This window comes from Streptomyces litmocidini (genome assembly GCF_014649755.1).
Classification (GTDB): domain Bacteria; phylum Actinomycetota; class Actinomycetes; order Streptomycetales; family Streptomycetaceae; genus Streptomyces; species Streptomyces litmocidini.
The window spans coordinates 447,094-471,920 of the sequence record NZ_BMTQ01000004.1; the positions used below are offsets into that span (position 1 = coordinate 447,094).

Annotated in this window: 19 protein-coding genes; 4 read left to right on the plus strand and 15 right to left on the minus strand. The window is 74.4% G+C overall.

Going from position 1 to position 24,827, the window contains the following annotated elements; translation table 11 throughout:
• Positions 1-83: 83 nt before the first annotated feature.
• The 4 genes from IE180_RS11625 to IE180_RS11640 all read right to left on the minus strand — a co-directional run bounded on the left by IE180_RS11625 (position 84) and on the right by IE180_RS11640 (position 5,429).
• Positions 84-2,111, minus strand: a complete 2,028-nt coding sequence (locus tag IE180_RS11625; RefSeq protein ID WP_190156730.1) for a helix-turn-helix domain-containing protein — start codon at positions 2,109-2,111, stop codon at positions 84-86.
• Positions 2,112-2,417: 306 nt separating this feature from the next.
• Positions 2,418-3,359 (minus strand): AfsR/SARP family transcriptional regulator, encoded by a 942-nt coding sequence (locus IE180_RS11630; RefSeq protein WP_190156731.1) that lies wholly within the window; start codon positions 3,357-3,359, stop codon positions 2,418-2,420.
• A 300-nt stretch (positions 3,360-3,659) separates the two neighbouring features.
• Entirely contained in the window at positions 3,660-4,142 is a 483-nt protein-coding gene (locus IE180_RS11635) for an anthrone oxygenase family protein (protein WP_190156732.1), read from the minus strand.
• A gap of 33 nt (positions 4,143-4,175) precedes the next feature.
• Complete coding sequence (locus tag IE180_RS11640; protein ID WP_229860452.1) at positions 4,176-5,429, minus strand: YfbK domain-containing protein; 1,254 nt, start codon at positions 5,427-5,429, stop codon at positions 4,176-4,178.
• 281 nt (positions 5,430-5,710) lie between these two features.
• Between IE180_RS11640 and IE180_RS11645 the strand changes: the two genes are divergently transcribed.
• Positions 5,711-6,442: a helix-turn-helix domain-containing protein gene (locus IE180_RS11645; RefSeq protein WP_190156733.1), complete on the plus strand. Its 732-nt coding sequence runs from the start codon at positions 5,711-5,713 to the stop codon at positions 6,440-6,442.
• 20 nt (positions 6,443-6,462) lie between these two features.
• Here the strand turns inward: IE180_RS11645 and IE180_RS11650 are convergent, their stop codons facing one another.
• The 6 genes from IE180_RS11650 to iolC form a co-directional block, all read right to left on the minus strand.
• Positions 6,463-7,362, minus strand: coding sequence for an ABC transporter permease (locus IE180_RS11650; RefSeq protein ID WP_190156866.1), 900 nt, complete (start codon positions 7,360-7,362; stop codon positions 6,463-6,465).
• Positions 7,362-10,052, minus strand: coding sequence for an alpha/beta fold hydrolase (locus IE180_RS11655; RefSeq protein ID WP_190156734.1), 2,691 nt, complete (start codon positions 10,050-10,052; stop codon positions 7,362-7,364). Before IE180_RS11655 ends, IE180_RS11650 begins: the two co-directional genes overlap by 1 nt.
• 172 nt (positions 10,053-10,224) lie before the next feature.
• Positions 10,225-11,727: a CoA-acylating methylmalonate-semialdehyde dehydrogenase gene (gene mmsA, locus IE180_RS11660; RefSeq protein ID WP_190156735.1), complete on the minus strand. Its 1,503-nt coding sequence runs from the start codon at positions 11,725-11,727 to the stop codon at positions 10,225-10,227.
• A 23-nt stretch (positions 11,728-11,750) separates the two neighbouring features.
• On the minus strand, positions 11,751-13,613 hold the full coding sequence (gene iolD / locus IE180_RS11665; protein ID WP_190156736.1) for a 3D-(3,5/4)-trihydroxycyclohexane-1,2-dione acylhydrolase (decyclizing): 1,863 nt from the start codon (positions 13,611-13,613) through the stop codon (positions 11,751-11,753).
• Entirely contained in the window at positions 13,610-14,422 is an 813-nt protein-coding gene (iolB, locus tag IE180_RS11670; RefSeq protein ID WP_190156737.1) for a 5-deoxy-glucuronate isomerase, read from the minus strand. The genes iolD and iolB overlap by 4 nt, the downstream gene beginning before the upstream one ends.
• 9 nt (positions 14,423-14,431) lie before the next feature.
• On the minus strand, positions 14,432-15,379 hold the full coding sequence (gene iolC, locus IE180_RS11675) for a 5-dehydro-2-deoxygluconokinase (protein ID WP_190156867.1): 948 nt from the start codon (positions 15,377-15,379) through the stop codon (positions 14,432-14,434).
• A gap of 475 nt (positions 15,380-15,854) precedes the next feature.
• On the opposite strand from iolC, the gene IE180_RS11680 reads away from it, so the two are divergent.
• A complete protein-coding gene (locus IE180_RS11680) occupies positions 15,855-16,052 on the plus strand; it encodes a helix-turn-helix transcriptional regulator (protein WP_190156738.1) in 198 nt (65 codons plus the stop codon).
• A 50-nt stretch (positions 16,053-16,102) separates the two neighbouring features.
• Here IE180_RS11680 and IE180_RS11685 read toward each other — a convergent pair whose 3' ends face one another.
• The 4 genes from IE180_RS11685 to IE180_RS11700 are packed head-to-tail and all read right to left on the minus strand — an operon-like array spanning position 16,103 to position 22,414.
• Positions 16,103-17,401, minus strand: a complete 1,299-nt coding sequence (locus IE180_RS11685; RefSeq protein ID WP_229860433.1) for a tachylectin-related carbohydrate-binding protein — start codon at positions 17,399-17,401, stop codon at positions 16,103-16,105.
• Positions 17,402-17,433: 32 nt separating this feature from the next.
• On the minus strand, positions 17,434-18,732 hold the full coding sequence (locus IE180_RS11690) for a tachylectin-related carbohydrate-binding protein (protein WP_190156739.1): 1,299 nt from the start codon (positions 18,730-18,732) through the stop codon (positions 17,434-17,436).
• A gap of 28 nt (positions 18,733-18,760) precedes the next feature.
• Positions 18,761-20,068, minus strand: coding sequence for a tachylectin-related carbohydrate-binding protein (locus tag IE180_RS11695; protein ID WP_190156740.1), 1,308 nt, complete (start codon positions 20,066-20,068; stop codon positions 18,761-18,763).
• Positions 20,069-20,089: 21 nt separating this feature from the next.
• A complete protein-coding gene (locus tag IE180_RS11700) occupies positions 20,090-22,414 on the minus strand; it encodes an MMPL family transporter (protein WP_190156741.1) in 2,325 nt (774 codons plus the stop codon).
• A 164-nt stretch (positions 22,415-22,578) separates the two neighbouring features.
• Here IE180_RS11700 and IE180_RS11705 point away from each other — a divergent pair, with 164 nt between their 5' ends.
• On the plus strand, positions 22,579-23,232 hold the full coding sequence (locus IE180_RS11705; protein WP_190156742.1) for a TetR/AcrR family transcriptional regulator: 654 nt from the start codon (positions 22,579-22,581) through the stop codon (positions 23,230-23,232).
• Here the strand turns inward: IE180_RS11705 and IE180_RS11710 are convergent.
• On the minus strand, positions 23,210-24,442 hold the full coding sequence (locus IE180_RS11710; RefSeq protein WP_190156743.1) for a cation:proton antiporter: 1,233 nt from the start codon (positions 24,440-24,442) through the stop codon (positions 23,210-23,212). The two genes, IE180_RS11705 and IE180_RS11710, sit on opposite strands and share 23 nt — an antisense overlap.
• A gap of 134 nt (positions 24,443-24,576) precedes the next feature.
• Here IE180_RS11710 and IE180_RS11715 point away from each other — a divergent pair, with 134 nt between their 5' ends.
• Positions 24,577-24,801: a heavy-metal-associated domain-containing protein gene (locus tag IE180_RS11715; protein WP_190156744.1), complete on the plus strand. Its 225-nt coding sequence runs from the start codon at positions 24,577-24,579 to the stop codon at positions 24,799-24,801.
• The last annotated feature ends 26 nt before the right edge of the window (positions 24,802-24,827 follow it).

Genomic DNA, 24,827 nt, shown 5'->3' on the forward strand with positions numbered 1-24,827 from the left:
CGTGAGGAGCCGGGTCCTTCCGTCGGGGAGGCCCGGTCCCTCCGCGCCGCGGCCCCGGCCGGGCGGGCACGGTGTCCCCGGTGTCACGCACCCCGTTCCGGCGGGCCCGGCTGTCGGGCCGGGTCCGCCGTCGGGCGTCCGCGGGCCAGGACCTCCCGGGTGCGCTGGAGGCGCAGCGCCAGCTGGACCTCCAGGACCTGTCCGGGCTTCTGCCACTCGGGGCCGAGGAGTTCGCCGATCCGTTCCAGGCGGCGGGAGACCGTGTTGGGGTGGACGTGGAGCGCCTCGGCCGCGGCCGAGGGGCTGCCGCCGGAGGCGAAGTACGCCTCCAGGGTGTGGGTGAGGTCGGTGAACCGCTCGGCGTCGTAGTCCAGCACGGGCCCGATCGCCGACTCGACGAAGCCGTCGACGTCGTTGTCGTCGGAGAGCAGCAGCCCCAGGAAGCCGAGGTCCTGCGCGGAGGCGGCCGAGCCGGTGCCGCCGAGCGCGCTCATCGCGTCCAGGCAGCGGTGGGCCTCCTGGTGTATTCGCCCGACGCCGTCCGGGCTCTGGGCGGGTCCCGCGGCGGCGACGGAGACGGGGTGTCCGAGCAGCGGGGACAGTTCGGCGGCGACGGCCTTGGCGGCGGCCGAGGCGTCGATGCCGGGGAGCAGCAGCACGATGCAGCCGCCCTGCACGGTCTTGAGGCCGGAGAGGCGGTACGCGTACGAGGACGCCCAGACCACCGCCCGGCCCTGCTCGCCGCCCTCGGGGCGGGCGAGCACGAGGACGTGCGGCCGGCCCAGGTCGACGCCGAGGCGGCGGGCCCGCTGGGCGATCTGCTGGGGGGCGTGCGGCGGGTCGGCGATGAGGTCGTCGAGGAGTTCGTCGCGGACGGGTCCTTCGGCGACGGCGGTGGAGCGGCGCATCAGGAGGAGGAAGGCGACGCACTGGGCGGCCAGTTCGAGGAGGCGTTCGTCCTCGCCGGTGAGTCCGCCGGCGGCGCGGATGACGAGGCCGCCGAGGTCCTCGGAGCCCGCGATGACCGGCGCGACCCAGGTGTCGCCGTCGGTGAGGACCGGGCGGCGCCGGGCGTGGGCGTCGAGGGAGGCCTTGGCGACGGCCTCCTCGTCCAGGCCGGGGATGTCTCCGGCGGCGGCGAGGGGCCGGCCGCCGGGGTCGCGGATCAGCACGGTCGCGTCGAGGGCGTCGGCGGCGGCCTTGGCCACGTGGCACAGGTCGCCGCCGGCGAGGACGAGGTTCATGATGCGGCCGTGGGCCTCGCTGACGTGCCGCATCCGGGTGAGGCTGGTGCGCACCCGGGAGCTGTCGCGTTCCAGTTCGGAGACCTCGGCGCGGGTGCGGTCGAGGAGGCCGGCCTTCTCGACGGCGAGGGCGGCGAGGTCGGCGAGGCCCGCGAGGAGCCCGATCTCCTCCGGGGTGTGGTGGCGGACGCGCCGGTCCGCTCCGTAGAGGGTGCCGACGACGGTGTCCCCGCTGCGCAGCGGGGCGGCCACGATGGCGTGGACGCCCTCGGCGCGCAGGGCGGATTCGGCGGCCTCGTCGAAGGCGGGGGCGTGGACGCCCGCGTCGAGGGAGCCGGAGGGGGCGAAGCGCTCGTCGGCGAGGTAGTCGGCGGTCCAGACGGGGCCGCCGTGGAGCTGGACGGCGCCGCCGAGTCCGTACCCCTCGGCGATCCGGAGCCCGGGGGTGAGGCGCGCGCCGGGCCCGGTCGCGGGGCGGGAGCCTTCGGAGGTGTGGACGTAGCTGGCGCCGTGCGGGCCGCGCAGGGTCACGTAGGCGAGGTCGAGGCCGAGGAGGCGCCGGGTGCGGCGGACGACGACGCGCAGCAGGCTGTCGAGGTCGTAGGAGAGGGTGAGGTCGCGGGCGGTGTCGGTGAGGGCGGCGAGTCCGGCCTCGCGGCGGGCGTCGCGCGCGCGTCCGGCGTGGACCGCGCCGGCGAGGTCGACGGCCCGCTCCAGGCGGTGGAGTTCCTCGCCGGCCAGTCCGGTCCGCCGGGCCTCGTCGAGGAGGGTGTCGAAGTGGGCGGGCGGGGCCTGCCGGGCGAGCAGTTCGAGGACCGTGAGCAGCGCGTCGGCACCACCGGCTCCGTCCGCGCCGTGCACTGTCATGGCCCCTGCCCCCGTGGTCGAGCGAAATCGGGCACCTGGGAGGAAACCCGTACTGCTCGCCGAAAATAATTCGGCTTCGGGAGTCGGTCAACGGTGAGTTGCCGCACTTCATTCCCGCTGACGGGCGGTTGCTCCGCCGGGCGGCGGCCGCGTCGCCACCGCTGCTCGGCCCGCGGCGCCCGTCGTCGCCCGATCCGCGATGCCCGTCGTCGCCCGATCCGCGGCGCCCGTCGTCGCCCGATCCGCGGCGCCCGTCGTCGCCCGATCCGCGGCGCCCGTCGTCGCCCGATCCGCGGCGCCCGTCGCTCAGCCGACGGAGCCCGCCGGGACGAGCCGGGGGCGGACGGGACCGTACTGCGCCGTGCCGTACTGGGCGGGGACGTACGGGGCCGGGACGTGCCGGCTGGGGGCGTACTGCGTGGGGATCCGGGGGCCGTACGCGGGGCGGCCGGTCGTGTCCCGCACGGCCAGGACGGAGCGCTGGAGCCGGCGGAGCCGTGCCGAGGGTTCCATGCCGCTCTCGCTCTTGAGGGCCGTGCGCAGCCGCTCGTACACGAGGAGGGCCTCGTCGTGCTGGCCGCAGCGCAGCAGGGCGACCATGAGGTGGGCGTGGAGGGGCTCGTTGGTGCGGTAGCGGGCGACGAGTCCGGTGAGTTCGGAGAGGAGTTCGGCGTGCCGGCCCAGGCCGAGCTGGGCTTCGAGCCACTGGTCGAGGACGCTGAGGCGGGAGGTCTCCAGGCGTTCGATCTCCCGGCGGAGGCGGGGGCCCGCGGCCACGCCCGCGTAGGGTTCGCCGCGCCACAGGGCGAGTGCCTCGCCGAGGCGGAGGGCGGCCCGGGACAGGTCGCCGGCCTCCATGGCCCGGTAGCCGGCGCCGGCCGCGCGCTCGAACTGCCAGGCGTCGTTGGGGCCGCCGCCGGTGTCGAGGCGGTAGCCGCCGGGCTGGGAGACGAGGATCGCGTCGGCGCTGCGCCGGTCGGACCAGCCGGGGCGGGGCTCCGCCGGGTCGGCGGCGCGCAGGGCGCCCGCGATGAGGGTCCGCAGCTCCGCTATGTGCGCCTGCAGTTCGGCGCGGGCGCCGCGGGGCGCGCCGGACGGCCAGAGCTCCTCGGTCAGGACCGTCACGGGGACGACCTGGTCGGCGCTGGCCGTGAGCAGGGCGAGCAGCTGCCGGGGCGCGGCCGCCGTCGGGGTGATCGACACCCCGTTCTCACGTACCGACAGTCCCCCCAGAATCCGGACGTCCACCTTGCCCCCTCAGTGTCTGTGCGGTGCCTGCGCGCAGATGACTCCCGATGATTAGAAAAGACCCCCGTAGTCATGTCAATAAGAAACCGGAGGGTACGGAATCACGCTCTGGGATATCAGGGTGATTCACCACTTTTGTCCGGTTATCTAAGAGTAAGTTTCCGTCACTGGCGCATATCTTGCGCATGCCGAAAGACTGTTTCCGGACTCGGAGGTACGCTTTCGAAGGGTCCCTGCGGATGCGGAGGGGGCCGCCACCCGCGAGTTCACGCCAGAAACCGGCACGGGGGTACGGTTCGCCTAGAGCACCGCCGCGGCGGTGAGCAGCCCGAAGGCGAGGGTGATCAGAGCCGTGCGGACGCGGTGGAAACCGTTCCAGCGCCTCTCGAAGGCGGCCCGGACCGCGGACGGATCGCCCGCCGGACCGCCCGCCGGGGCCTGCTCCGACGCCGCGAGGGCCGTGTTGAGCGGGACGTTCCCGCCGATGGTCACCGCGTGGTTGAGGACCGCGGCCACCAGTCCCGCGAGGAGCAGCCGCCCCTGCGCGTCCGTCCGGCCGTCGACGGGGACGAGGAACGCGGCGGCGGGGAAGGCGACCACGCCGAGGAAGACCGCGAGGAACACGGCCCTCGGCACGCACTCGTTGATCCGGCGCATCGCCGTGACGAACTCCGGGTCCGTCAGACGGCCGAGCGCGGGCATGATCCCGGTCTGGAAGATCAGCAGGAAACCGGCGTAGAGCCCGGTGCTTCCGACGGCGAGGGCGAGCAGCAGGGTGGCCATGCGGCCATTCTGTCCCGCCGCCCGCCGCGCGCGTCAGCTGTAGGGATCTCCGGACTTCGACCCCCCTTCCCCGTACGGGACTTCACCCTCCCCGGAATCGAGCAGTCCGGAGGCCTCCCGGATGGCGTCGGCCAGCTCGGTGACCACCGCCGAACCGGACCGGCCGGCGATCGCCCCGGCACGGCGCGCGAGGGCCGCAAGGCCGGGGGCGCCCGGCGGGGCGTCGCCGCGCGGGCAGCCGCCGCGCAGGGCGTCCGCGAAGCAGGCGGCGATCGCGGTCAGCTGCAGGCTGTCGTGACCGTCGTCCCGGACGTCCCCGGTCGGCGCGGCCGTCCCGAGGGTGCCGGACCGCTCGTGCGGGGCCCGGGTCGCCGGGTCGAGCCGGCGGACCGTCGCGGTGGCGAGCGGACCGGCGGCCCCGGGGCGGGTCTTCACCGCGCAGAGCGCGGTGACCGTGTGACCGGCCCCGATCTCGCCGCCGTCCACCCGGTCGTTCCGGAAGTCGTCGTCGGCGACCGCCCTGTTCTCGTACCCGACGAGCCGGAACTCCTCGACGGTCCGCCGGTCGAAGGCGACCTGCGCCTCGGCGTCCCGGGCGCGCAGCTCGACGGGGGAGGGCAGCTGGTCAACGAAGACCTTCCGGGCCTGCGCCGGGGTGGAGACGTACGCGGTCTGCCCGTCGCCCTCGTCGGCGAGCCGCTCCATGAACGCGTCGCCGCACTCGCTGCCGACGCCGGCGCCGACGCCGACGCCGAAGAGCGTGATGCCGTACTCCCGGCGCTCCTCGTCGACGCGCGCGAGGATCGCGTCGGCCTCGGTGTCACCGGTGTCGGCGAGCGCGTCGGAGAGCAGCACCACCCGGTTGGCGGCGCCCTTGCGGTGGCCCTCGACGGCGATGTCGTGGCCGGTGCGGACGCCCGCCTCCACGTTGGTGGAGGAGCTCATCGCGAGCGAGTCGACGACCTCGTGGACGCGGTCCTTCGGGCGCGGGTGGTCGGGCCGGAAGCTGTCGACGAACTCCTCGGGGCGCACGGTCGCGGGGGCGGGCAGCCGCCCCTCGGCGAGGGTGCGGCGCGCGTAGCCGTACGAGGCGGTGTCCACGTCCAGCGCGAAGGTGGACAGGTGATCGGGGGCGGGCACCGGGGAACGCCGCTCGCCCTCCCGGGGCGCGGCGGTCCCGGCGCGCCCGCCGTCGGGGACCGTGCCGCCCTCCCCGAGGTCCCGGGCGCCGGTCCTGACGGGGCCGCTCGCGCCGCATCCGCCGACGGCGAGTCCGGCCGCGAGCAGGGCCGCGACCGCGGCGGGGAACCGGGTCCTCCGCCGCCGGCTCCGGCCCTCGTCCTGTCGTTCCGTCTCATCTCCCCCTCGTCGTCGGCCACTTGTGGATGTGACGAACGGGTGGTGCGCGCGGAGCCGTCGATGGGGTTGCGGAGGGATCTCGATGCGGCAACGGCGACACGGGGGGAGTGACGTGGCATGGATTCGCCATCCTTTTCAACAGGGGTTGTCACCGTGTGCAGTCACATGCGTACATGGAGTGGACATCGATCGGGCGGGGGTGGTCAGCGGTGGCAGAGAGCGCGGGCTCCGTGATGCTCGCCCGTTCGGCGATGAACCGGGCCGTGACCGAGGGACAGCGGCCCGCCGGGCGGCCGGTCCGGGGTGCGCGGCGGATCAGTGCCGCACTCGCCGGGCTGGCCGCCTCCACCCGGCACGAGCTGCTGACCTTCGACGACCCGGTCGCGTCCGCGGGCTTCGCGATCCCCGAGCCGTTCCTGGAGCTGGCGGGAGCGTGCATGCGGGCCGCGGTGGAGCGGGCGGAGGAGGTCAGACGGATCGTTCCGAGGCATGCCCTGCCCCGGCTCGAAGGAGGGCTCCGGTTCCCCGGCCGGGCCCGCCTCGCGGAGGCCATCCCGTTCAAGATGATCGTCGTCGACCGGACGGTGGCCGCGATCCCGCTCGATCTGGAGCTGCTGTACAACGGGCTGCTGCTGATCCGGGACCCGGTCGTGGTGCAGACCCTCGTCCGGACGCATCACGCCTCCTGGGCGACGGCCGAGGAGCTGACCTGCGCGGCGGCGCCCCCACCGCCCTCGCCACCGCCACCGTGCGAACTGCCCTCCCAGCTGCGCCCGGTGCTCGACGCCCTCCTGTCGGGGGTCACGGACGAGACGGCGGCCGCCCGGCTCGGCATGTCCGCGCGGACGTACAGCCGCAGGGTGGGCGAGCTGATGGCCGCCCTCGGCACGACGAGCCGCTTCCGGGCGGGCGCGGAAGCGGCTCGAAGGGGGTGGGTGTGAGAAGGCCGTAGGCCCGGGGGCTACGAGACGATGTCCTTGCGGGCGAAGCCCCGGAAGGCGAGCGCGAAGAGGACCAGGGCGTACGTCACGGAGATCGCCGTGCCCTTCACCATGCCGCTCCACTCCAGCTGGGGCTGGAGTGCGTCGATCCAGGCGAACTGCCAGTGCGCGGGCAGGAAGTCGCGCCAGTCGCCGAGCGCCGTGACGGCGTCCAGGACGTTGCCGACGATGGTCAGGCCGACGGCGCCGCCCACCGCGCCCAATGGGGCGTCGGTGCGGGTGGACAGCCAGAAGGCGAGCCCGGCGGTGACCAGTTGGGAGGCGAAGACGAAGACGACGGCGATCCCGATCCGCAGCAGGGCGTCCCCGGCGGGGACCGAACCGCCGGTGGGCAGACGGAGCGGCCCCCAGCCGTAGGCGACCGTGCCCGCGACCAGGGCCACGAGCGGAAGGAGGACCATCGCGGCCGCGCTGTAGCCGAGGGCGACCGCCAGCTTGGAGACGAGGAGCCGGGAGCGCGGGACGGGCGCGGCGAGCAGGTACCGCAGGGAGGACCAGCTCGCCTCGGAGGCCACCGTGTCCCCGCAGAACAGCGCCACCGGAACGACGAGGAGGAAGCCGGCGGAGACGAAGAGACAGGTCGCGGCGAAGTTGGCGCCGGATGCCGTCGCCGTGTCCATCAGGGTGATGCGGCCCTCGCGGCCGCCGCCCCCGGGGCCGCCGATCGCGAAGGCCGCGATCAGCACGAAGGGGAGGGCGACGAGGATGCCGCCCATGACGAGGGTACGGCGGCGCTTCCACTGACGGAGTGCCTCGACCCGCAGGGGCAGGGTGCGCCCGGGCCGGTAGCCGGGGGCGCTCGTGGGCGTGGTGGCCGGGGTGGGCGGCGTGGGCGGCGTGGGCGTGGTGGCCGGGGTGATCACGCGGCTCCTCCGATCAGGGTCAGGAACGCGTCTTCCAGACGCCGGTGGGGGCCGACGCCGGTCAGCGGCACGTCCAGGCGGACGAGTTCGCCGATGAGGGCGGTCGGGCCGGTGCCGTCGAGGCGGACCAGGAGCCCTCCGTCGGTGCGGGTCGCCGCACCGACGCCGGTCAGGGCGTCGATCTTCGCGACGAGGGCGTCGTCGATCTCCTCGGCCAGGCTCACCAGGAGGGTGTCGCCGGAGCCGGTGATCTCGGCGACCGGTCCGGCCTGCACCAGCCGCCCCCGGTCCATGACGACCAGGTGGGTGCAGGACTGTTCGACCTCGGCGAGGAGGTGACTGGAGACGATGACGGTACGGCCCCCGGCCGCGTACCGGATCATCACCTCGCGCATCTCGCGGATCTGCGGCGGGTCGAGTCCATTGGTCGGTTCGTCGAGGATGAGCAGGTCGGGCAGGCCGAGCATGGCCTGGGCGAGGGCGAGGCGCTGGCGCATGCCCTGCGAGTAGGTGCGGACGGCGCGTTCGAGGGCGCCGCCCAGGTTCGCGATCCGCAGGGCCTCGTCGACGTGGGCGTCCTCGGCGGGGCGGCCGGTGGCCTTCCAGTACAGGTCCAGGTTCTCCCGGCCCGACAGGTGCGGCAGGAAGCCGGCGCCCTCGACGAAGGCGCCGACGCGGGAGAGCACCGGGGCGCCCGGCCTGATGGCCTGGCCGAAGACCCGGATCTCGCCCTCGTCGGGGGTGATGAGGCCCATCAGCATGCGCAGGGTGGTGGTCTTTCCGGCGCCGTTGGGGCCGAGGAGTCCGAGGACCTGGCCCTGTTCGACGCGGAAGGAGAGGTCCCGGACGCTGTACCGGTCGCCGCCCTTGTACTTCTTCGACAGGCCGGTGATCTGGAGCGGTACGGCGGCGAGTTCGGGATCGGGCGCGGGCGCGGCCGTCCTGCGGCGGGCGGTGAGCAGCAGGGCGGCGGCGCCGGCGAGGCCGAGGAGCGGCAGGCCCCACACCCACCGGGGCAGGGCGGCGGCCTGGGTGGAGAGACCGGGCGCGGTGGGAACGCCGAGGGGGCCCTCGACGGCGACGGTGTAGCCGGCGGGGACGACCGGGGAGGCGTAGCCGAGGTCGGTGGCGGCGACGACGAGCCGCAGCCGGTGTCCGGCCTCCACCTCGTGGTCGATCGCGGGCAGGGTCAGCGTGAGGCTCTTCCCCGCCTTGGCGCCGTCGACGCGGACGGGGGCGACGAGCTGGGCGGGCAGCACCTGCTGCCGTCCGTCGGGCCCCACGTCGTACACCTTGGCGAAGAGGACGGCGGAGCCGTCGGCGGCGGTGGAGGTGACCTTGACGCGGACGGTCGGCGTGCCGGTGATCCGGAGGGGCGCGGTCTGGGGCGCGGCGTCGAAGCGGGCGTGCTGGCCGGGGAAGTCGAGGGAGAGGCCGACGCCGAGGGAGGAGAGTCCGGAGAGTCCGCCGCCGAGGCCGGGGACCGCCGACACGGCGGGCGGTGCGGCGCCGGGCGGGTTGGCGAAGGTCTGCGGCGGCCCGCCGAGGGCGATGCGCGCGGTGCCGGAGGTGAGGCCCGGGTAGCGGTCGGCGGACGCGGCGCGGAGGGTGGCCCGCCCGTCGGTGGAGTCGACGCCGCCGGTGCGGCTGACGCGGAAGGCGGGGCCGGTGTCGACGGAGGCGTCGCGCTTCAGCCAGCGGTCGAACCAGGTGGTGATCCGGTGCTCGACGCGCTCGGTCTCGCGGTCGCCGCCGTCGTGGCCGCCGGCGATCCAGTCGACGGCGACGGGGGCGCCGTTGGCCGTGAGGGCGCGGGCCATGGCGTCGGACTGGGCGAGGGTGAAGAGCGAGTCGGACTGGCCCTGGACGAGGAGCGCGGGCACCTTGATCCGGGAGCCGACGGCCGAGGGGCTGCGGGCTTCGAGGAGGGCGCGGGCTGCGGGGTCGGGCTTCCCGGAGACGGCGACGCGCTGGTAGAGGGAGCAGAGTTCGACGGTGAACCGACCGCAGGAACCGGCCTTCGCACCCCCGGGGCGCTCCTCCGGCCGGCCCCCGGTGGCCTGGCCGGCGGGCCGGTCGGCGGCGGGCGACTCGCTCGTGGAGAAGAAGATCCCGGCCCACAGCTTCTTGAAGACGCCGTTCGGGAAGAGGGCGTCGGCGAGGTTCCAGTAGGTGATCTGGGGGGCGATCGCGTCGACGCGCGGGTCGTGGCCGGCGGCGAGCAGGGAGATCGCGCCGCCGTAGGAGGCGCCGGTGACGCCGACGCGCGGGTCGCCGGGCTTGTCGAGGAGGACCTCGGGTCGGGCCGCGAGCCAGTCGATCAGCTTCCGGACGTCCGCGACCTCGTGGCCGGGGTCGTTGAGGCCGATCTCGCCGCCGGAGGCCCCGAAGCCGCGGGCGGACCAGGTGAGCACGGCGTAGCCGTCGCGGGCGAGGCCCTCGGCCTGGGCGCGGACGTCGTCCTTGGAGCCGCCGAAGCCGTGGCCGAGGAGGACGGCGGGGCGCCGGCCGGGGGAGCCGTCGGTGAAGTACGAGGTGTCGATGCGCACCCCGTCGATGTCGAGGGCCCGGTCCGCGCGCCGCACGGGAGGCGCCTCGTCCGTGGCGACGGCGGTCCAGGTGCCGGCGCCGGCGAGGACGGCGAGGACGGCGGTGACCGCGGCCCACCGGGGAAGTCGGAGTCGCATGGGGTCGAGCCTAGGGGGCGCCGTCGTGCGGCGCGGCTGTCCGCGGGGGGAGATCGGCGGCCTTCTCGGGTCGTACGCGGCGCGGTCCGCGTACCGCGCCCGCTGTACGCGGACACGGGGACGGCCCCCGGGTGTGCTGTCCAGCACCCGGGGGCCGTCGGTCGTCCGTGGATCAGTGGTTGCGCGGGAAGCCCAGGTCGACGCCCGCGGGGGCCTCGGACGGGTCCGGCCAGCGGGTGGTGACGACCTTGCCGCGGGTGTAGAAGTGCACGCCGTCGTTGCCGTAGATGTGGTGGTCGCCGAAGAGCGAGTCCTTCCAGCCGCCGAAGGAGTGGTAGCCCACCGGCACCGGGATCGGCACGTTCACGCCGACCATGCCGGCCTCGACCTCCAGCTGGAAGCGGCGGGCCGCGCCGCCGTCGCGGGTGAAGATCGCGGTGCCGTTGCCGAACGGCGAGGCGTTGATGAGGGCGAGGCCCTCCTCGTACGTCTCGGCGCGCAGCACGCAGAGGACCGGGCCGAAGATCTCGTCCTGGTAGGCCTTGGCCGTGGTCGGCACGTGGTCCAGGAGGGAGAGGCCGATCCAGTGGCCGTTCTCGTGGCCGTCGACGGTGCACCCGGTGCCGTCGAGGACGACCTCGCAGCCCTCGTCCGCCGCGCCGTGGACGTAGGAGGCGACCTTGTCCCGGTGGACGGCCGTGATGAGCGGGCCCATCTCGGAGGTGGGGTCGGTGCCGGGGCCGATCTTGATCTTCTCGGCGCGCTCGCGGATCTTCTGGACGAGCTCGTCGCCGATGGAGCCGACGGCGACGACCGCGGAGATCGCCATGCAGCGCTCGCCGGCGGAGCCGTACGCGGCGGAGACGGCCGCGTCGGCGGCGGCGTCGAGGTCGGCGTCGGGGAGGACCAGCATGTGGTTCTTGGCGCCGCCGAGCGCCTGGACGCGCTTGCCGTTGGCGGAGGCGGTGGTGTGGATGTACTTGGCGATCGGGGTCGAGCCGACGAAGGAGATCGCGGAGACGTCCGGGTGCTCCAGGAGGCGGTCGACGGCCACCTTGTCGCCGTGGACGACGTTGAAGACGCCGTCGGGGAGGCCCGCCTCGGCGAGCAGCTCGGCGATCTTCAGGGAGGGCGAGGGGTCCTTCTCGCTGGGCTTGAGGATGAAGGTGTTGCCGGTCGCGATGGCGATCGGGAACATCCACATCGGCACCATGGCCGGGAAGTTGAAGGGCGTGATGCCCGCGACGACGCCGACGGGCTGGCGGATGGACGCCACGTCCACGCGGTTCGACACCTGGGTGGAGAGCTCGCCCTTGAGCTGGGTGGTGATGCCGCAGGCCAGGTCGACGATCTCCAGGCCGCGGGCGACCTCGCCGAGCGCGTCCGAGTGGACCTTGCCGTGCTCGGCGACGATCAGCTCGGCGATCGCGTCGCGGTTGGCGTCGAGCAGCGCGCGGAACTTGAAGAGGATCGTGGTGCGCTGGGCGAGCGAGGAGGTGCCCCAGGTGGCGAAGGCGTCCTTCGCGGCGGCGACGGCCGCGTCGACCTCCTCCACCGAGGCGAGGGCGACCCGCGTGGTGACGGTGCCGGTGGCCGGGTCCGTGACCGGGCCCCAGTTGCCCGACGTGCCCTCGACGGTCTTGCCACCGATCCAGTGGTGGACGCTCTTCGTCATGACGAGTTACTCCTTCAGAGCCTTCAGAGATGGCGGCGTCGGGCGGTGACGTGCCGGTCGTACTCCTCGCGGGCCTTGACCGCCGACGGGCGGGTCGAGATCTCGGCCACGGGCACATCCCACCACGCCTGGGCCGGGGGCGGGCCCGACACACTGTCTGCCGTTTCGGTCTCGACGTAGACACATGTGGGATCCGTGGCCGCGCGGGCGTCCGCGAGGGCTTCTCGCAGGTCACGGATGGTGCGGGGGCGCAGGACGCGCATCCCGAGGGAGGCCGCGTTGGCGCCGAGGTCGACGGGGAGCGGGGGTCCGGTGAAGCTCCCGTCGTCGGCCCGCAGGCGGTAGTCGGTGCCGTACCGCTCGGCGCCGACGGCCTCGGAGAGACCGCCGATGGAGGCGTACCCGTGGTTCTGGAGGATCACCAGTCTGAGCGGGAGCCGTTCCTGCACGGCGGTGACGATCTCGGTGGGATTCATCAGGTACGTCCCGTCTCCGACGAGCGCCCAGACGGGCCGGCCGGGGTCGGCGAGGAGGACGCCGACGGCGGCGGGGATCTCGTAGCCCATGCAGGAGTAGCCGTACTCGACGTGGTACTGCTCCGGGGAGCGGGTCCGCCACAGCTTGTGGAGGTCGCCGGGGAGCGAGCCTGCGGCGTTGATCAGGATGTCGCCCGCGTCCACCAGGGTGTCGAGTACGCCGAGGACCTGGGTCTGGGTGGGGCGGGCGTCCTCGTCGGGGACGGCGTACGCGGCGTCGACGCGGGCCTCCCAGCGGAGCTTCTCCTCGGCGTACTCGTGGGCGTAGGGCGCGGGGACGTGGTGCTGCTCCAGGAGCGCGTGGAGCTGTTCGAGGCCCTCGCGGGCGTCGGCGACGAGCGGGAGCGCCGCCATCTTGTGGGAGTCGAAGGCGGCGATGTTGAGGTTGACGAACCGCACGCCGGGGTGGGCGAAGAGGGTGCCGGAGGCGGTGGTGAAGTCGGTCCAGCGGGTGCCGACGCCGATGACCAGGTCGGCGGTGCGGGCCAGGTGGTCGGCGACGGCGGTGCCGGTGTGGCCGATGCCGCCGACGTCCTGGGGGTGGTCGTGCGGCAGCGATCCCTTGCCGGCCTGGGTGGCGGCGACCGGGATTCCGGTCCGGGCGGCGAGGTCGGAGAGCGACTCCTCGGCCCCGCTGTACCGGACGCCGCCGCCGGCGACGATCAGCGGGCGGGCGGCGCGGGCGATCGCCGTGGCCGCCGCGTCCAGTTCGTCCTCGTCCGGGGAGGGGCGGCGGACCCGCCAGATCCGCTCGGCGAAGAACTCCTCCGGCCAGTCGTACGCCTCCGCCTGGACGTCCTGGGGCAGGGCGAGGGTCACGGCGCCGGTCTCGGCGGGGTCGGCGAGGACCCGGGCGGCGGCGAGGGCGGCCGGGATCAGGGCCTCGGGGCGGGTGACCCGGTCGAAGTAGCGGGAGACGGGGCGGAGGCAGTCGTTGACGGAGACGTCGCCCGCGTGGGGGAGTTGGAGCTGCTGGAGGACGGGGTCGGCGGGGCGGGTCGCGAAGGTGTCGCCGGGCAGCAGCAGGACGGGGAGGTGGTTGATCGTGGCGAGGGCGGCGCCGGTGACGAGGTTGGTGGCGCCGGGGCCGATGGAGGTGGTGACGGCGTGCGCGGAGAGCCGGTTCGTCCGGCGGGCGTGGCCGACGGCGGCGTGCACCATGGCCTGTTCGTTGCGGCCCTGGTGGAAGGGCATGTGTTCCTCTTCGACCAGGGCCTGGCCGATTCCGGCGACGTTGCCGTGGCCGAAGATGCCCCAGGTGGCGGCGATCAGCCGGTGGCGCGCGCCGTCGCGTTCCGTGTGCTGGGCGGCGAGGAAGCGGACGAGGGCCTGCGCGACGGTGAGCCTCATGCGTATCCCTCCGTGTGGTCGGGGTGGAAGCAGATCTTCCACTCCCGTTCGGGGCCGGGGCCCGCCATGACGTTGAGGTAGTAGAGGTCGTGTCCCGGCTGGGCGACGGAGGGGCCGTGCCAGCCGTCGGGGACGAGGACCGCGTCGCCGCCCCGGACCTCGGCGAGGAGTTCGGCGCCGCCGGGCCGGGAGGGCGAGATCCGCTGGTAGGCGAGGCCGCCCGGACCGTCGATCTCGTAGTAGTAGATCTCCTCCAGGACGGACTCGGCGCCCGGGCGGTGCTCGTCGTGCTTGTGCGGCGGGTAGGAGGACCAGTTCCCGCCGGGCGTGACGACCTCGACGGCGATGAGCCGGTCGCAGGCGAAGGCGTCGGCCGAGGCGAAGTTCCGCACCCGGCGGGAACGGTTCCCGCTCCCCCGGGTCTCGACGGGAACCTCCGGCGCGGGGCCGTAGCGGGCGGGGAGTCGTCGCTCGCACTTCGCTCCTGCCAAAGCGAAGCGGCCTCCCGCGCCGGAGGCGATCTGGGCGTGGGCGTCGCGGGGCACGTAGGCGAAGTCGCTCGCCCCGTCGAACACGCTCGCGCGGCCCAGGAGTTCGATGGTCTCGCCGTCGACGCGCACGCTACAGGCACCGGAGAGGGGAAGCACGACCCATTCGGAATCCCCGCTCCCGAAGGAGTGGATCTCCCCCGGTCCGAGGACGAGGACCCGCAGCGCGGAGTACGCCCATCCGGCCCGTCCGGGGTCGATGTCGACGGCGTACGGGCCGTGAGCGGCGGTCCCGGCGGGGAGGTGGAGGCGTGTTTCCATGACCGTTCCCTACCCCTTCCGCGGGAGCGTTCCCGTGCCCGCCGCGAGGGCTTCGGCGATCTCCGCGGCGTCCGGCATGGCGGAGGAGCAGGCGAGGCGGCCCGCGACGATCGCACCGGCGGCGTTCGCGTGGCGCAGGACCGTGCCGAGGTCCCGGCCGGCGAGCAGTCCGTGGACGAGCGCCCCGCCGAAGGCGTCGCCCGCGCCGAGCCCGTTGACGACCTCGACCGGCAGCGGCGGCACCTCGGCGCGGGTCCCGTCGGCGGCGAGCGCGAGGACACCCGCGGGGCCCTGCTTGACGACGGCGAGCCGGACCGCGCCGGTCGCGAGGAGGGCGCGGGCGGCGGCCTCCGGCTCCCGTTCACCGGTGGCGACCTCGCACTCGTCGAGGTTGCCGACGGCGACGGTCGCGTGCCGCAGCGCCTCGGCGTAGTACGGGCGGGCCGCCGCCGGGTCCGTCCAGAACATCGGCCGCCAGTCCAGGTCGAGGACCGTCGTCGCCCGGCCGGACCGGGCCCGCAGCGCCTCCAGCGTCGCGGTGCGGCTGGGTTCGGCGCACAGGCCGGTGCCGGTCGCCCAGAGGACGCGGGCGGCGCGGATCGCGTCGAGGTCCAGCTCGTGCGCCCGGATCTCCAGGTCGGGGGCGCGGGGGCGGCGGTAGAAGTACAGCGGGAAGTCGTCGGGCGGGAAGAGGGCGCAGAAGGTGACGGGGGTGGGGTGCTCGGGGACCTCGGTCACCCAGCGGTCGTCCACGTCGAAGCCCTTGAGCTCGCGGCGCAGGTAGGTGCCGAAGGGGTCGGCGCCGGTGCGGGAGACGAGCGCGGTGCGGCGGCCGAGGCGGGCGGAGGCGACGGCGACGTTGGCCGCGGAGCCGCCGAGGAACTTGCGGAAGGTCTCGACCCGGTCGAGTCCGACGCCGGTCTGGAGGGGGTAGAGGTCCACGCCGAGGCGTCCCATGGTGATCAGGTCGTACGGCTCCGTCTCCACGCGCCACCTCTCGGTCGGGCCGCCGTCGGCTCCGCATCCAGGTCTAGCCGTCCGCCGGGAGGCGTGTCAACGATATGTCCGGACATTCGGACGACCGGTCCGCACCGCTCCCGGCTGACGGAGCGTCCGGGGCGGGCGGTGCGCGAGCGGTGCGGGCTGCGCACGACGGGTGCGACCCGGCGCATACCCCGCCGACCAGGGGTGACGCACGCGGACACACCGGTGGGCGCGTGTGCCGCTTCCGTCACACGGGTCCCGGCGCCGTCACACATGTCTCCGTTACGCGGGCTTCGCGTCACAGGCGTCCGACAGCCGCTCCCCTCCCGTCGGGAGGGGCGTTGCACCGGGCACAGGCTGATGGATCGCTTGATCGCAACCGCCCGCCCGCAGCGCCCCCGAACGGCACCCCCGCCGCCGCTGCGCGGCGCGCAGGGAGGTACCGGGCATGACGGACAGAAGGCTCTGGTCGTACAAGGACATCGCGGCGCACATCCGGGTGCAGCCCGACACGGTCCGCTCCTACCGGAAGCACGGGCTTCTCCCACCGCCGGACCAGGTGGAGTCGGGCAAGCCCTACTGGTACGCGGACACGATCCGCGCCTGGGTCGCGAGCCGTCCCGGCAACCGGGCCCGCCGCGACTGACCCGCCCGCCCGGAGAGGGCCCCGGCCGTGGGCCGGGGCCCTCTCCGGGCTCAGGCGAGCAGGTCGTAGACGTTCCAGCCCCGGCCGCCGGGCCGGGGGTGGTACGGCTCGCTCTTGCCGTCGAACCGCACCACGCCGTAGACCACGAGCCCGCCGTCCCCGGTCCGGGCCACGAGGGACGGATCTCCGCCGTACGCGAGGGAGCCGATCAGGCCCGTCCCGGCCAGGGCGGTGTAGACGTTCCAGCCGCCGCCGACGGCACGGCGGGGCACGAAGGGCACGGCCGGGTCCCGGCCGTCGGCCTTCTCGTAGCGCCACTGCCGGCCGTCCGGGGTGTGGGCGATCAGCCCGTCCCCGAAGGCGACGATGCTCCGGTACGCGTTCCAGCCGCCGCCGACCCGCACCCGGAGCCCGAACGGCCGCGTGGCCAGGCCGGTCCCCGGATAGCGCCAGAGGACGCCGTCCCGGTCGCGGGCGTACAGGTCGCCGCCGGGCAGTCCGACGAGGCTCGTGTACGCGTTCCAGCCGCCGCCGACCCGCCGACGCGGTTCGAAGGGGGCGCCCTCCCGTCCGCTGCCCCGGTAGTACCAGAGCACGCCGGCCCGGTCGCGGGCCACGAGGTCGCCGTCGCCCGCGGCGGTCGTGCGGTCGAGCTTGGTGAGCGCGGTGTACGCGTTCCAGCCGCCGCCGACCCGTTTGCGCGGCTTCAGCGGGATGTCGTGGCGGCCGGTGGCGTCGTACTGCCAGAGGACGCCGTCCCGGTCGCGGGCGTGCAGCGAGGTCCGGAGCCAGGCCTCCGGGGTCCCCTCCTCGAAGACGAAGGCCAGTTCGCCCTGCGCGACGACCGTGCCGGCCGTGTCGCGCAGGTCGACGACGGTGGAGATGCGGCCGAACCGGGCGAAGTCCGAGCCGACGTCCATGGTGACGGCGTACGTGACGGTGGGGGCGCCGGCGGGCACGTGGGCGGCGGGCAGGTCGAACAGCAGCCAGGTGCCGTCGACCGTCTCCGGATCGGGCGAGTCCCAGGCGCAGGGCGCGAAGGCCCCGCCGTCGACCGCGCAGGTCGAGGTGACCCGCAGGCCGGGCCGGTCCCCCGGGGCTGCGTGGGGGGCCTGGAAGGCGAGGCGCCGTCCCGGGATCGCCCCGGCGAAGCCGGGCGGCAGGGTGACGGTGAGCCGGGTGGTGACGGGCCCCTCCTCGCCGGCCGGCACGATGAGCGGGCCGCCCTCCTGGACGAGGGTGCCGGGCGCGGGCGCGGCGGCGGCCGTGGCGGCCCCGCCGGCCAGGGCGGAGGAGGCGAGGGCGAGGGCGAGGCCCGCCGTGACGAGGACTCTGCGCAGCTGTCTCATGGCGTTTCCCCCGGGCTTCCGTCGGGCTTCGGTCAGAGGAGGGTGTCGTAGGTGTTCCAGCCCCGGCCGACCGCCGTCCGGGTCGCGCCGGGCACTCCGTCGTGGTCGCCCTCGTACAGCCAGAGCCGGCCGTCGCGGTCGCGGGCCAGGAGGTCCGGGGAGGTGTGGAAGCCCAGGTCGCCGGTGCCGACGAGGGCCGTGTAGACGTTCCAGCCGCCGCCGACGCGGCGGCGCGGATCCAGCGGGACGGCGGGGTCGGAGGACCGGCTCGACCGGTACGACCAGAGCACGCCGCCGGTGTCCCTGGCCAGGACGGTCGAGTCGAGGAAGGTGGAGGAGGTGAGGGAGGTGTACGCGTTCCAGCCGCCGCCGACGCGGACGCGGGGGGCGAAGGGGGCGGAGAGCGGGGCGTCGGCGGCACGCCGGTAGTGCCACAGGACGCCGTCCCGGTCGCGGGCGAGGAGCCCGGTGGAGATGCCGGTGAGGGAGGTGTACGCGTTCCACCCGCCGCCGATCCGCACGCGCGGCCGGAAGGGGGCGGAGAGGTCGCCGGAGCCCCGGTAGTACCAGAGGACGCCGTCGGCGTCGCGGGCCACAAGGTCGCCCCTGCCGTCGGCGGTCGGCGTGTCGAGCCGGGTGAGCGCGGTGTAGGCGCCCCAGCCGCCGCCGACCCGCTGCCGGGGCCTGAGGGGCGTCGCCGCCTTGCCCGTGCCCTCGTACTGCCAGAGCACTCCGCTCCGGTCCCGGGCGTGCAGCACCGTGCGGTAGTGGGCCTCGGGGGTGCCGGGGTGGAACGCGAACCCGGCCCGGCCCGTGGCGATCCGGTGGCCCGTCGCGTCGGTGACGTCGAAGGAGCCGGAGAGGGGCTGGTCGTCCCCCGCCCACGAGTCGGCGTCGACGCGGACGGCGTAGGTGAGGAAGGGGGCGGCCTGGGTGCCCGGGAGGGCCAGGCCCTCGCCCCCGTAGGGGCAGTCGGCGAACGCGCCGCCGTTCACGGAGCAGGACCAGCTCTTGCCGTACAGCTCGGCGGGGAGGTGGTCGTCGGAGCCGGGGGGCGGCCAGGTGAGGCCGGACAGGAGCAGCCGGGCCTTCACGGTGCCGGTGGTTCCGGCGGGCAGCGCGGCCCGGAAGTACGTGGTGGCGGGCCCCTCCTCGCCTGCGGGAACGCGGAGCGTGCCGTCCCGTTGCACGACGGTGCCGGGGGTCTGCTCGGACGCGGCGGGCGCCGCGAGGGGCGCGGCGAGTGCCGTCGCCCCTCCGGCGGCCGGGGGAACCAGAGCGGCGAGCAGGGCGCTCGCCGCGACCAGGAACGTGCGCGTGGTGTGTCTCATGGCTCCCCCGGGTGTCCCGTCAGATCGTTCAGAGGACGATGTCGTAGATGTTCCAGCCGTGGCCGACCTTGGTGCGGGTCGTCGGGACGTACCCGAAGCCGGACGTCCTGCCCTGGTAGACGTAGACGTCGCCACCGGTGGTGCGGGCGAGGAGGTCGAGGTGGTTCCAGCGGCCGAGGTCCCCGGTGCCGGCGAGCGCGTCGTAGACGTTCCAGCCGCCGCCGACCTTCGCCCGCGCGTCGAACGGCTTGCTCGACGACGGCGCGACGGTGCGGGAGTTGTACTTCCACAGGACGCCGGCCGCGTCACGGGCGACCAGGCCGTCGGCGTATCCGCTGATCCGCGTGTAGACGTTCCAGCCGCCGCCGACGCGCACGCGCGGCTGGAACGTGGTCCGGCCCTCGCGGACGTAGTTCCACAGGACGCCGTCCTTGTCGCGGGCGACCAGGCCGTGGCCGTCGGCCGCGATGGCGGTGTAGACGTTCCAGCCGCCGCCGACGCGCACGCGGGTCCTGAAGGGGGCGTCCGGGTTGCCGGAGCCCTGGTAGTACCAGAGGACGCCGTCCTTGTCGCGGGCGACGACGTCGCCCTGCCCGGACGCGGTGGCGCGGCCGACGGGAACGATCGCGGTGTACGCGCCCCAGCCGCCGCCGACGCGCTTGCGCGCCGTCAGCTTGCCGTCGGCGCTGCCGGTCGCCTCGTACCGCCACAGGACGCCGGCCTTGTCGCGGGCGTGGACCGCGCCGCGGAGGGCCGCCTCGGGGGTGCCGAGGACGACGTCGACGCCGGCGGTGCCCTGCGAGACCACGGTCCCCCGGGCGTCCCTCAGCGTCACCGACAGGTCGAACGAGCCGAACCACCGGTCGGCGGACGACATGTCGAACGTCACCGCGTAGTTCAGGGTGGTCCTGGCCTCGACGGCGGGGAGGTCGGCGACGATCGGCTCCTCCTCGCCGCCGTCGACCGGTCGCCACGTCAGGGGCGTCGGGGCGGACCCGTCCACCGACGAGGTCGTCACCATCCCCGCCGCGACGCGATCCGGCGTGGTGCCGCCGCCGGGCCACGTCGAGCGGGGCTTGGCGAGCCCGAGCGTCGCCGTCACCGGGCCGGTCACTCCGGCGGGCAGGGAGGCGCGGAGACGGACGGTCCCCGGGCCCTCTTCACCGGCCCACACCTTCGTCCGGCCGCCGTCCTGGACCACCGTGCCCGGTTCCACGGCGGCCTCCGCCCGGTTCACCGCCGGCGCGGCCGCGGCCGCCGCTCCCCCGAGCGCCACCGGTGCGATGCCGGCGACGAGGGCCGTCGCCAGAACCAGGCCCACACGCATACGTGCCACGAAATCCCCCAGATTTGCATGTCATTGGCGTGAGGAGGCGGCTTCCCGCCGCTCCTCGGACACCTCTATGACATCCGGGGTTCCCGCAGGGTTGTACGCGTCCTCCTTTTCGTTCTCGCTGATTCCGAAGCGGTCGTGGAAGCGGCGCAGCGGCCCCGGCGCCCACCAGGTGAGGCGGCCGGTCAGCTTCATCACGGAGGGGACCAGGAGGCTGCGGACGACCATCGCGTCCATGAGGACGGCGAGGGCGACGCCGAGTCCGAGCATCTTCGTGTTGGTGACGCGGGAGGTGCCGATGGCGACCATGACGACGGCGAGGATCACGGCGGCGGCGGTGATCAGGCCGCCGGTGCGGCGCAGTCCGAAGCGGACGGAGCGCTCGTGGTCGCCGGTGGCGTCGTACTCCTCCTTGATGCGGGAGAGCAGGAACACCCCGTAGTCCATGGAGAGTCCGAAGGCCACGCAGAACATGAGGACGGGCAGGGTGGTCTCGATGTCGCCGGTGGAGGTGAAGCCGAGGAAGCCGGCGAGGTGCCCCTCCTGGAAGACCCAGACGACGGCGCCGAACATCGCCGTGAGGCTGAGGGCGTTGAGGAGGACGGCCTGGACGGGGACGACGACGCTGCCGGTGAGCAGGAAGACGAGGAGCAGGGTGACGAGGACGATGATCCCGGCCGCCCAGGGCAGCCGCTCGGCTATGGCGTCCTTGGAGTCGACGAGGACGGCGGCCGGTCCGGTGACGGAGGTCGCGAACGGCGCCTCGGCCGTGCGCAGTTCCCCGACGACCCGCTGGGCGTCGGCGCCGACGGTCTCGCCGTCGGGCACCACGGTGAAGTAGGCGGCGCCGCCGCCGGCGGTGACGGGCCCTTCGGCCCGGACGACGCCGTCGAGGGCGCCGATCCGCTCGCGGTAGTCGGCGTACTGGGCGGGGGTGGCGGCCCCTTCCGCGAGGACGGTGATGCCGCCTCCCGGGTTGCCGGGGAAGCCGTCCCGCAGCTCGTCCTGGACGACCCGGGAGGAGGCGGTGACGGGGAGCTGGCGGTCGTCGGCGGTGCCGAACCTCACGCCGAGGAAAGGCAGTCCGAGGAGGACGAGTCCGGCGGTGGTGACGACGGCGAAGACGGGTGCCCGGCGCATCACCAGGGCGGCGGCCCTCCCCCAGCCCGCGCCGTCTCCGGCCTCCCTCGCCGCCCGGCCGCGCCGGAGGAGGCGCCGCAGGTCGAGGGCGTTGACCCGGTCGCCGAGCAGCACGAGGGCGGCCGGGAGCAGGGTGAGCGCGGCGGTGGCGGCGAGCAGGACGACGGCGATCCCGGCGTACGCGAAGGAGCGCAGGAAGTACTGCGGGAAGACCAGCATCGCGGCGAGCGAGACGGCGACGGTCAGGGCGGAGAAGAGCACGGTCCGTCCGGCCGTGCGCAGGGTGGTGCGGACGGCGGTGTGCGTGTCGGCGCCGGCGGCGAGCTCCTCGCGGTAGCGGCGGACGACGAACAGGGCGTAGTCGATGGCGAGTCCGAGCCCGAGGGCGGTCGTCAGGTTCTGCGCGAAGACGGAGACGTCGGTGAGTTCGGTGATGCCGCGCAGGACGGCGTTGGTGCCGAGGATGGCGACGATGCCGACGCCCAGCGGCAGGAGGGCGGCGACGGCGCTGCCGAAGACCATGACGAGCAGGACGAGGGTGACGGGCAGGGCGATGAGCTCGGCCCGCAGCAGGTCCTCCTGGATGACGGTCTGCATCTCGTGGCGGATGGCGAGTCCGCCGCCGAGGGAGACCTCGACGGGGCCGTGGGTGCCCCGGTAGGCGGGGGCGATCCGGTCGAGGACGGCGGCGGCGTCCTTCTCCTCGCCGGGTATGCGGGCGGCGATCACGGCCCGGCGGCCGTCCTCGGAGCGGAGGGCGGGCGAGCCGGTGGACCAGTAGGAGCCGACGCCCTCGACGCCCGGTTCGGCGTCGAGCCGCTCGGTGAGCCTCCGGGCCTCGGCGACGACGGCGGGGGCGTCGACGGGGGCGGCTCCCCTCGTGGCCCCGGCCGCTCCTGTGGCTCCGGCTCGCCCGGCGGGCTCGGCTCCCCGGGCGGGCTCGGCTCCGCTCGCGTCGACGAGGAGGAGCACGTTCGGCTGGGAGCCGGGGAACCTCCGCTCCAGTGCCTTGGTGGCGTACGTGGACTCGGCGGCCGGGTCCTCCCAGCCGCCGCTGCCCATGCGGTCGGCGACGCCGCCGCCCGCGAGGACGGCGAGGGCGGTGAGGACGAGGGCCACGAGGAGGGTGAGGCGCGGCCGGGCGGTGGCGAACCGCGTCCATCCGCCGCCACGCCCGCCCCCGGACGCCGATTTCTTGACTTCGGACATGACGCGGTGTCCCCTTCACCGTGGCCCCCGCACGCGCTTCCCGGCAGGTCGCGGAGGCCGCCCATTGCCATAGACTGGCAAACACGAGTGATCACTCGCGTTTTTCAAGAATGCGAGCGACCTCTCGTGTTTGTCAAACGTGCCGAGGAGAGCCGGGGACAGCCATGTCCGGAGACGTGTCCGAAGAACCGAAGCCGCGCCGCCGCCAGGCCCGTGGCGAACGCCGCATCGCGCAGCTGCTCCAGGCCGCCGCGAGGGTCTTCTGCGCCTCGGGGTACACGGCGACCAGCACCAACGCGATCGCCCGGGAGGCGAGCGTCTCGCCCGGCACGCTCTACCAGTACTTCCCGAACAAGGAGGCCATCGCCATAGAGCTCGGCGAGCGCCTCCTGAACGAGATGCGGGAGGCCCACGGCCAGGCGTTCACCCCGGAGAACCTCGCCCTGCCGCTGCCCGAGATGCTGGACGTCGTGGTCGATCCGCTGATCGCGTTCAACTGCGAGAACCCGGTCTTCCTCGCCCTGATGCACGGCTCCGAGGTGCCCGGCCGGATCGCCGAGGAGCACGACGCCCTGCACGCCGGCCTGCTGGCCTCGGTGCAGGAGGTGATCGGCCACTACGCCCCGGGGCTCTCCGCCGCCGACCGCGCCCGGATCGCCAACATGACCTTCGCGATCTTCAAGGGCGGACTGGGGCTCGTCCTGGCCGCGCCCGAGGGCCCCGAGCGGGACGCGACGGTCGCCGAGCTGAAGGCCGTCCTGCTGCGCTACCTCTGCCCGCTGGCCGGGACACCGGTCACCACGCCTCCGCCCCGCTGACCGACTCCGGGGGCCGCGCCCCCTCGCCGGGGCCCGCCCCCGGCCCCGTCCGCGCCCGCAGCTTCATCGCGAGCAGCGGGAAGAGGAGCACGGAGAGCATGGCGGCCCCGACGAGCGCCGCCGCCTCGCCGGCCGTCATCTCCTTGTCGTCCACACCGATGGTCGTGATGGCGACGACGAGCGGCAGCGCCGTGGAGCCGTACAGGACGAGGCCGCGCCGGTCCCCGCGGCCGAGGTCGCGCGGGGCGAGGAACCGGATCGGCCCGCCGCGCACGACCAGGAAGAGCGCCAGGAAGACCGGCAGCAGGAGCAGGGTCCGGCCCCCGCCGAGGAGCGAGTCGAGGTCGAACTCGATCCCGGTGACGACGAAGAAGACCGGGACGAGGAAGCCGAAGCCGACGCCCTCGACCTTCTCCAGGATCTGCGGCCCGGATTCGGGCGCGGCCCCGGTCAGCACGAGCCGGGTGATGAGTCCGGCCGCGAAGGCGCCGAGCAGCACGTCGAGCCCGAGGGCCGTCGACGCCCCGAGCATCAGGGCGAGCAGCAGGAAGACGAAGCGGACCGCGAACTGGCCGCTGCTGTGCAGGGTCCTGGCGATGACCTTCGAGAACCACGGCGGGCGGGGCCGCAGCGCCCAGAGGACGGCCGCCGCCGTGAGCGCGGCGAAGACCGCGAGGACGGCGGTGGACTCGGCGGCGCCCCGCCCGCTGAGCAGCAGTGCCATCGCGATGATCGGGCCGAACTCGCCGACCGCCCCGAAGGCCATGACGACCGAGCCGAACCGTCCGTGGAGGTCGCCCGCGTCCCGCAGCACCGGCAGGACGGTGCCGAGCGCGGTGCTGGTCAGGGCGACGCCGATGAAGACGCCCTTGGTGTAGCCGCCGCCGAGCAGGACGCCGGTGGCGAGCCCGAGGCCGAGGGCGATCACCCAGGCCCACACGGAGCGCCGGAGGGTGTCCCCGCGGACCTTGCCGAACTCGATCTCGTACCCGGCGAGGAAGATCAGCATGGTGAGCCCGAGCTGGGAGAGTCCGTCGATCAGCGCGTCGGGCCGGGCCCAGTCGAGGACGTCGGGGCCGATGAGGATGCCGAGCAGGATCTCGAAGATGACGAGGGGGACGGGGAGCCTGCGCCCCACCGCGTAGGCGAGCAGCGGCGCCAGGACGGCGATCGCCATGATCAGGATGAGCGTGCTCCCCGAATGCGACATGTCGGGTATTTACCATGGACTCCGGGCGGAACCCGGCCGCCCTGCCCACCCCGGCCGCCCCCGACTGGAATTTATACCCCCTAGGGGTATAGGCTCGTGGACGTAAGACCCTGAATCCCCAGGAGGAGAGCGCCATGTCCGCAGAGACGAAGACCGAACTCACCACCGTCTACCAGGTGAAGGGCATGACCTGCGGCCACTGCGAGGGCGCGGTCTCCAGCGAGATCTCCGCGATCCCGGGCGTCTCCTCCGTCACCGCCGTCGCCAAGACCGGCGAGGTCACCGTCGTCTCCGCCGCCGCCCTCGACCGCGAGGCCGTCGCCGCCGCCGTGGACGAGGCCGGCTACGAGCTGGTCTGACCACCCGCCGGACAGGCGTCGCAGGG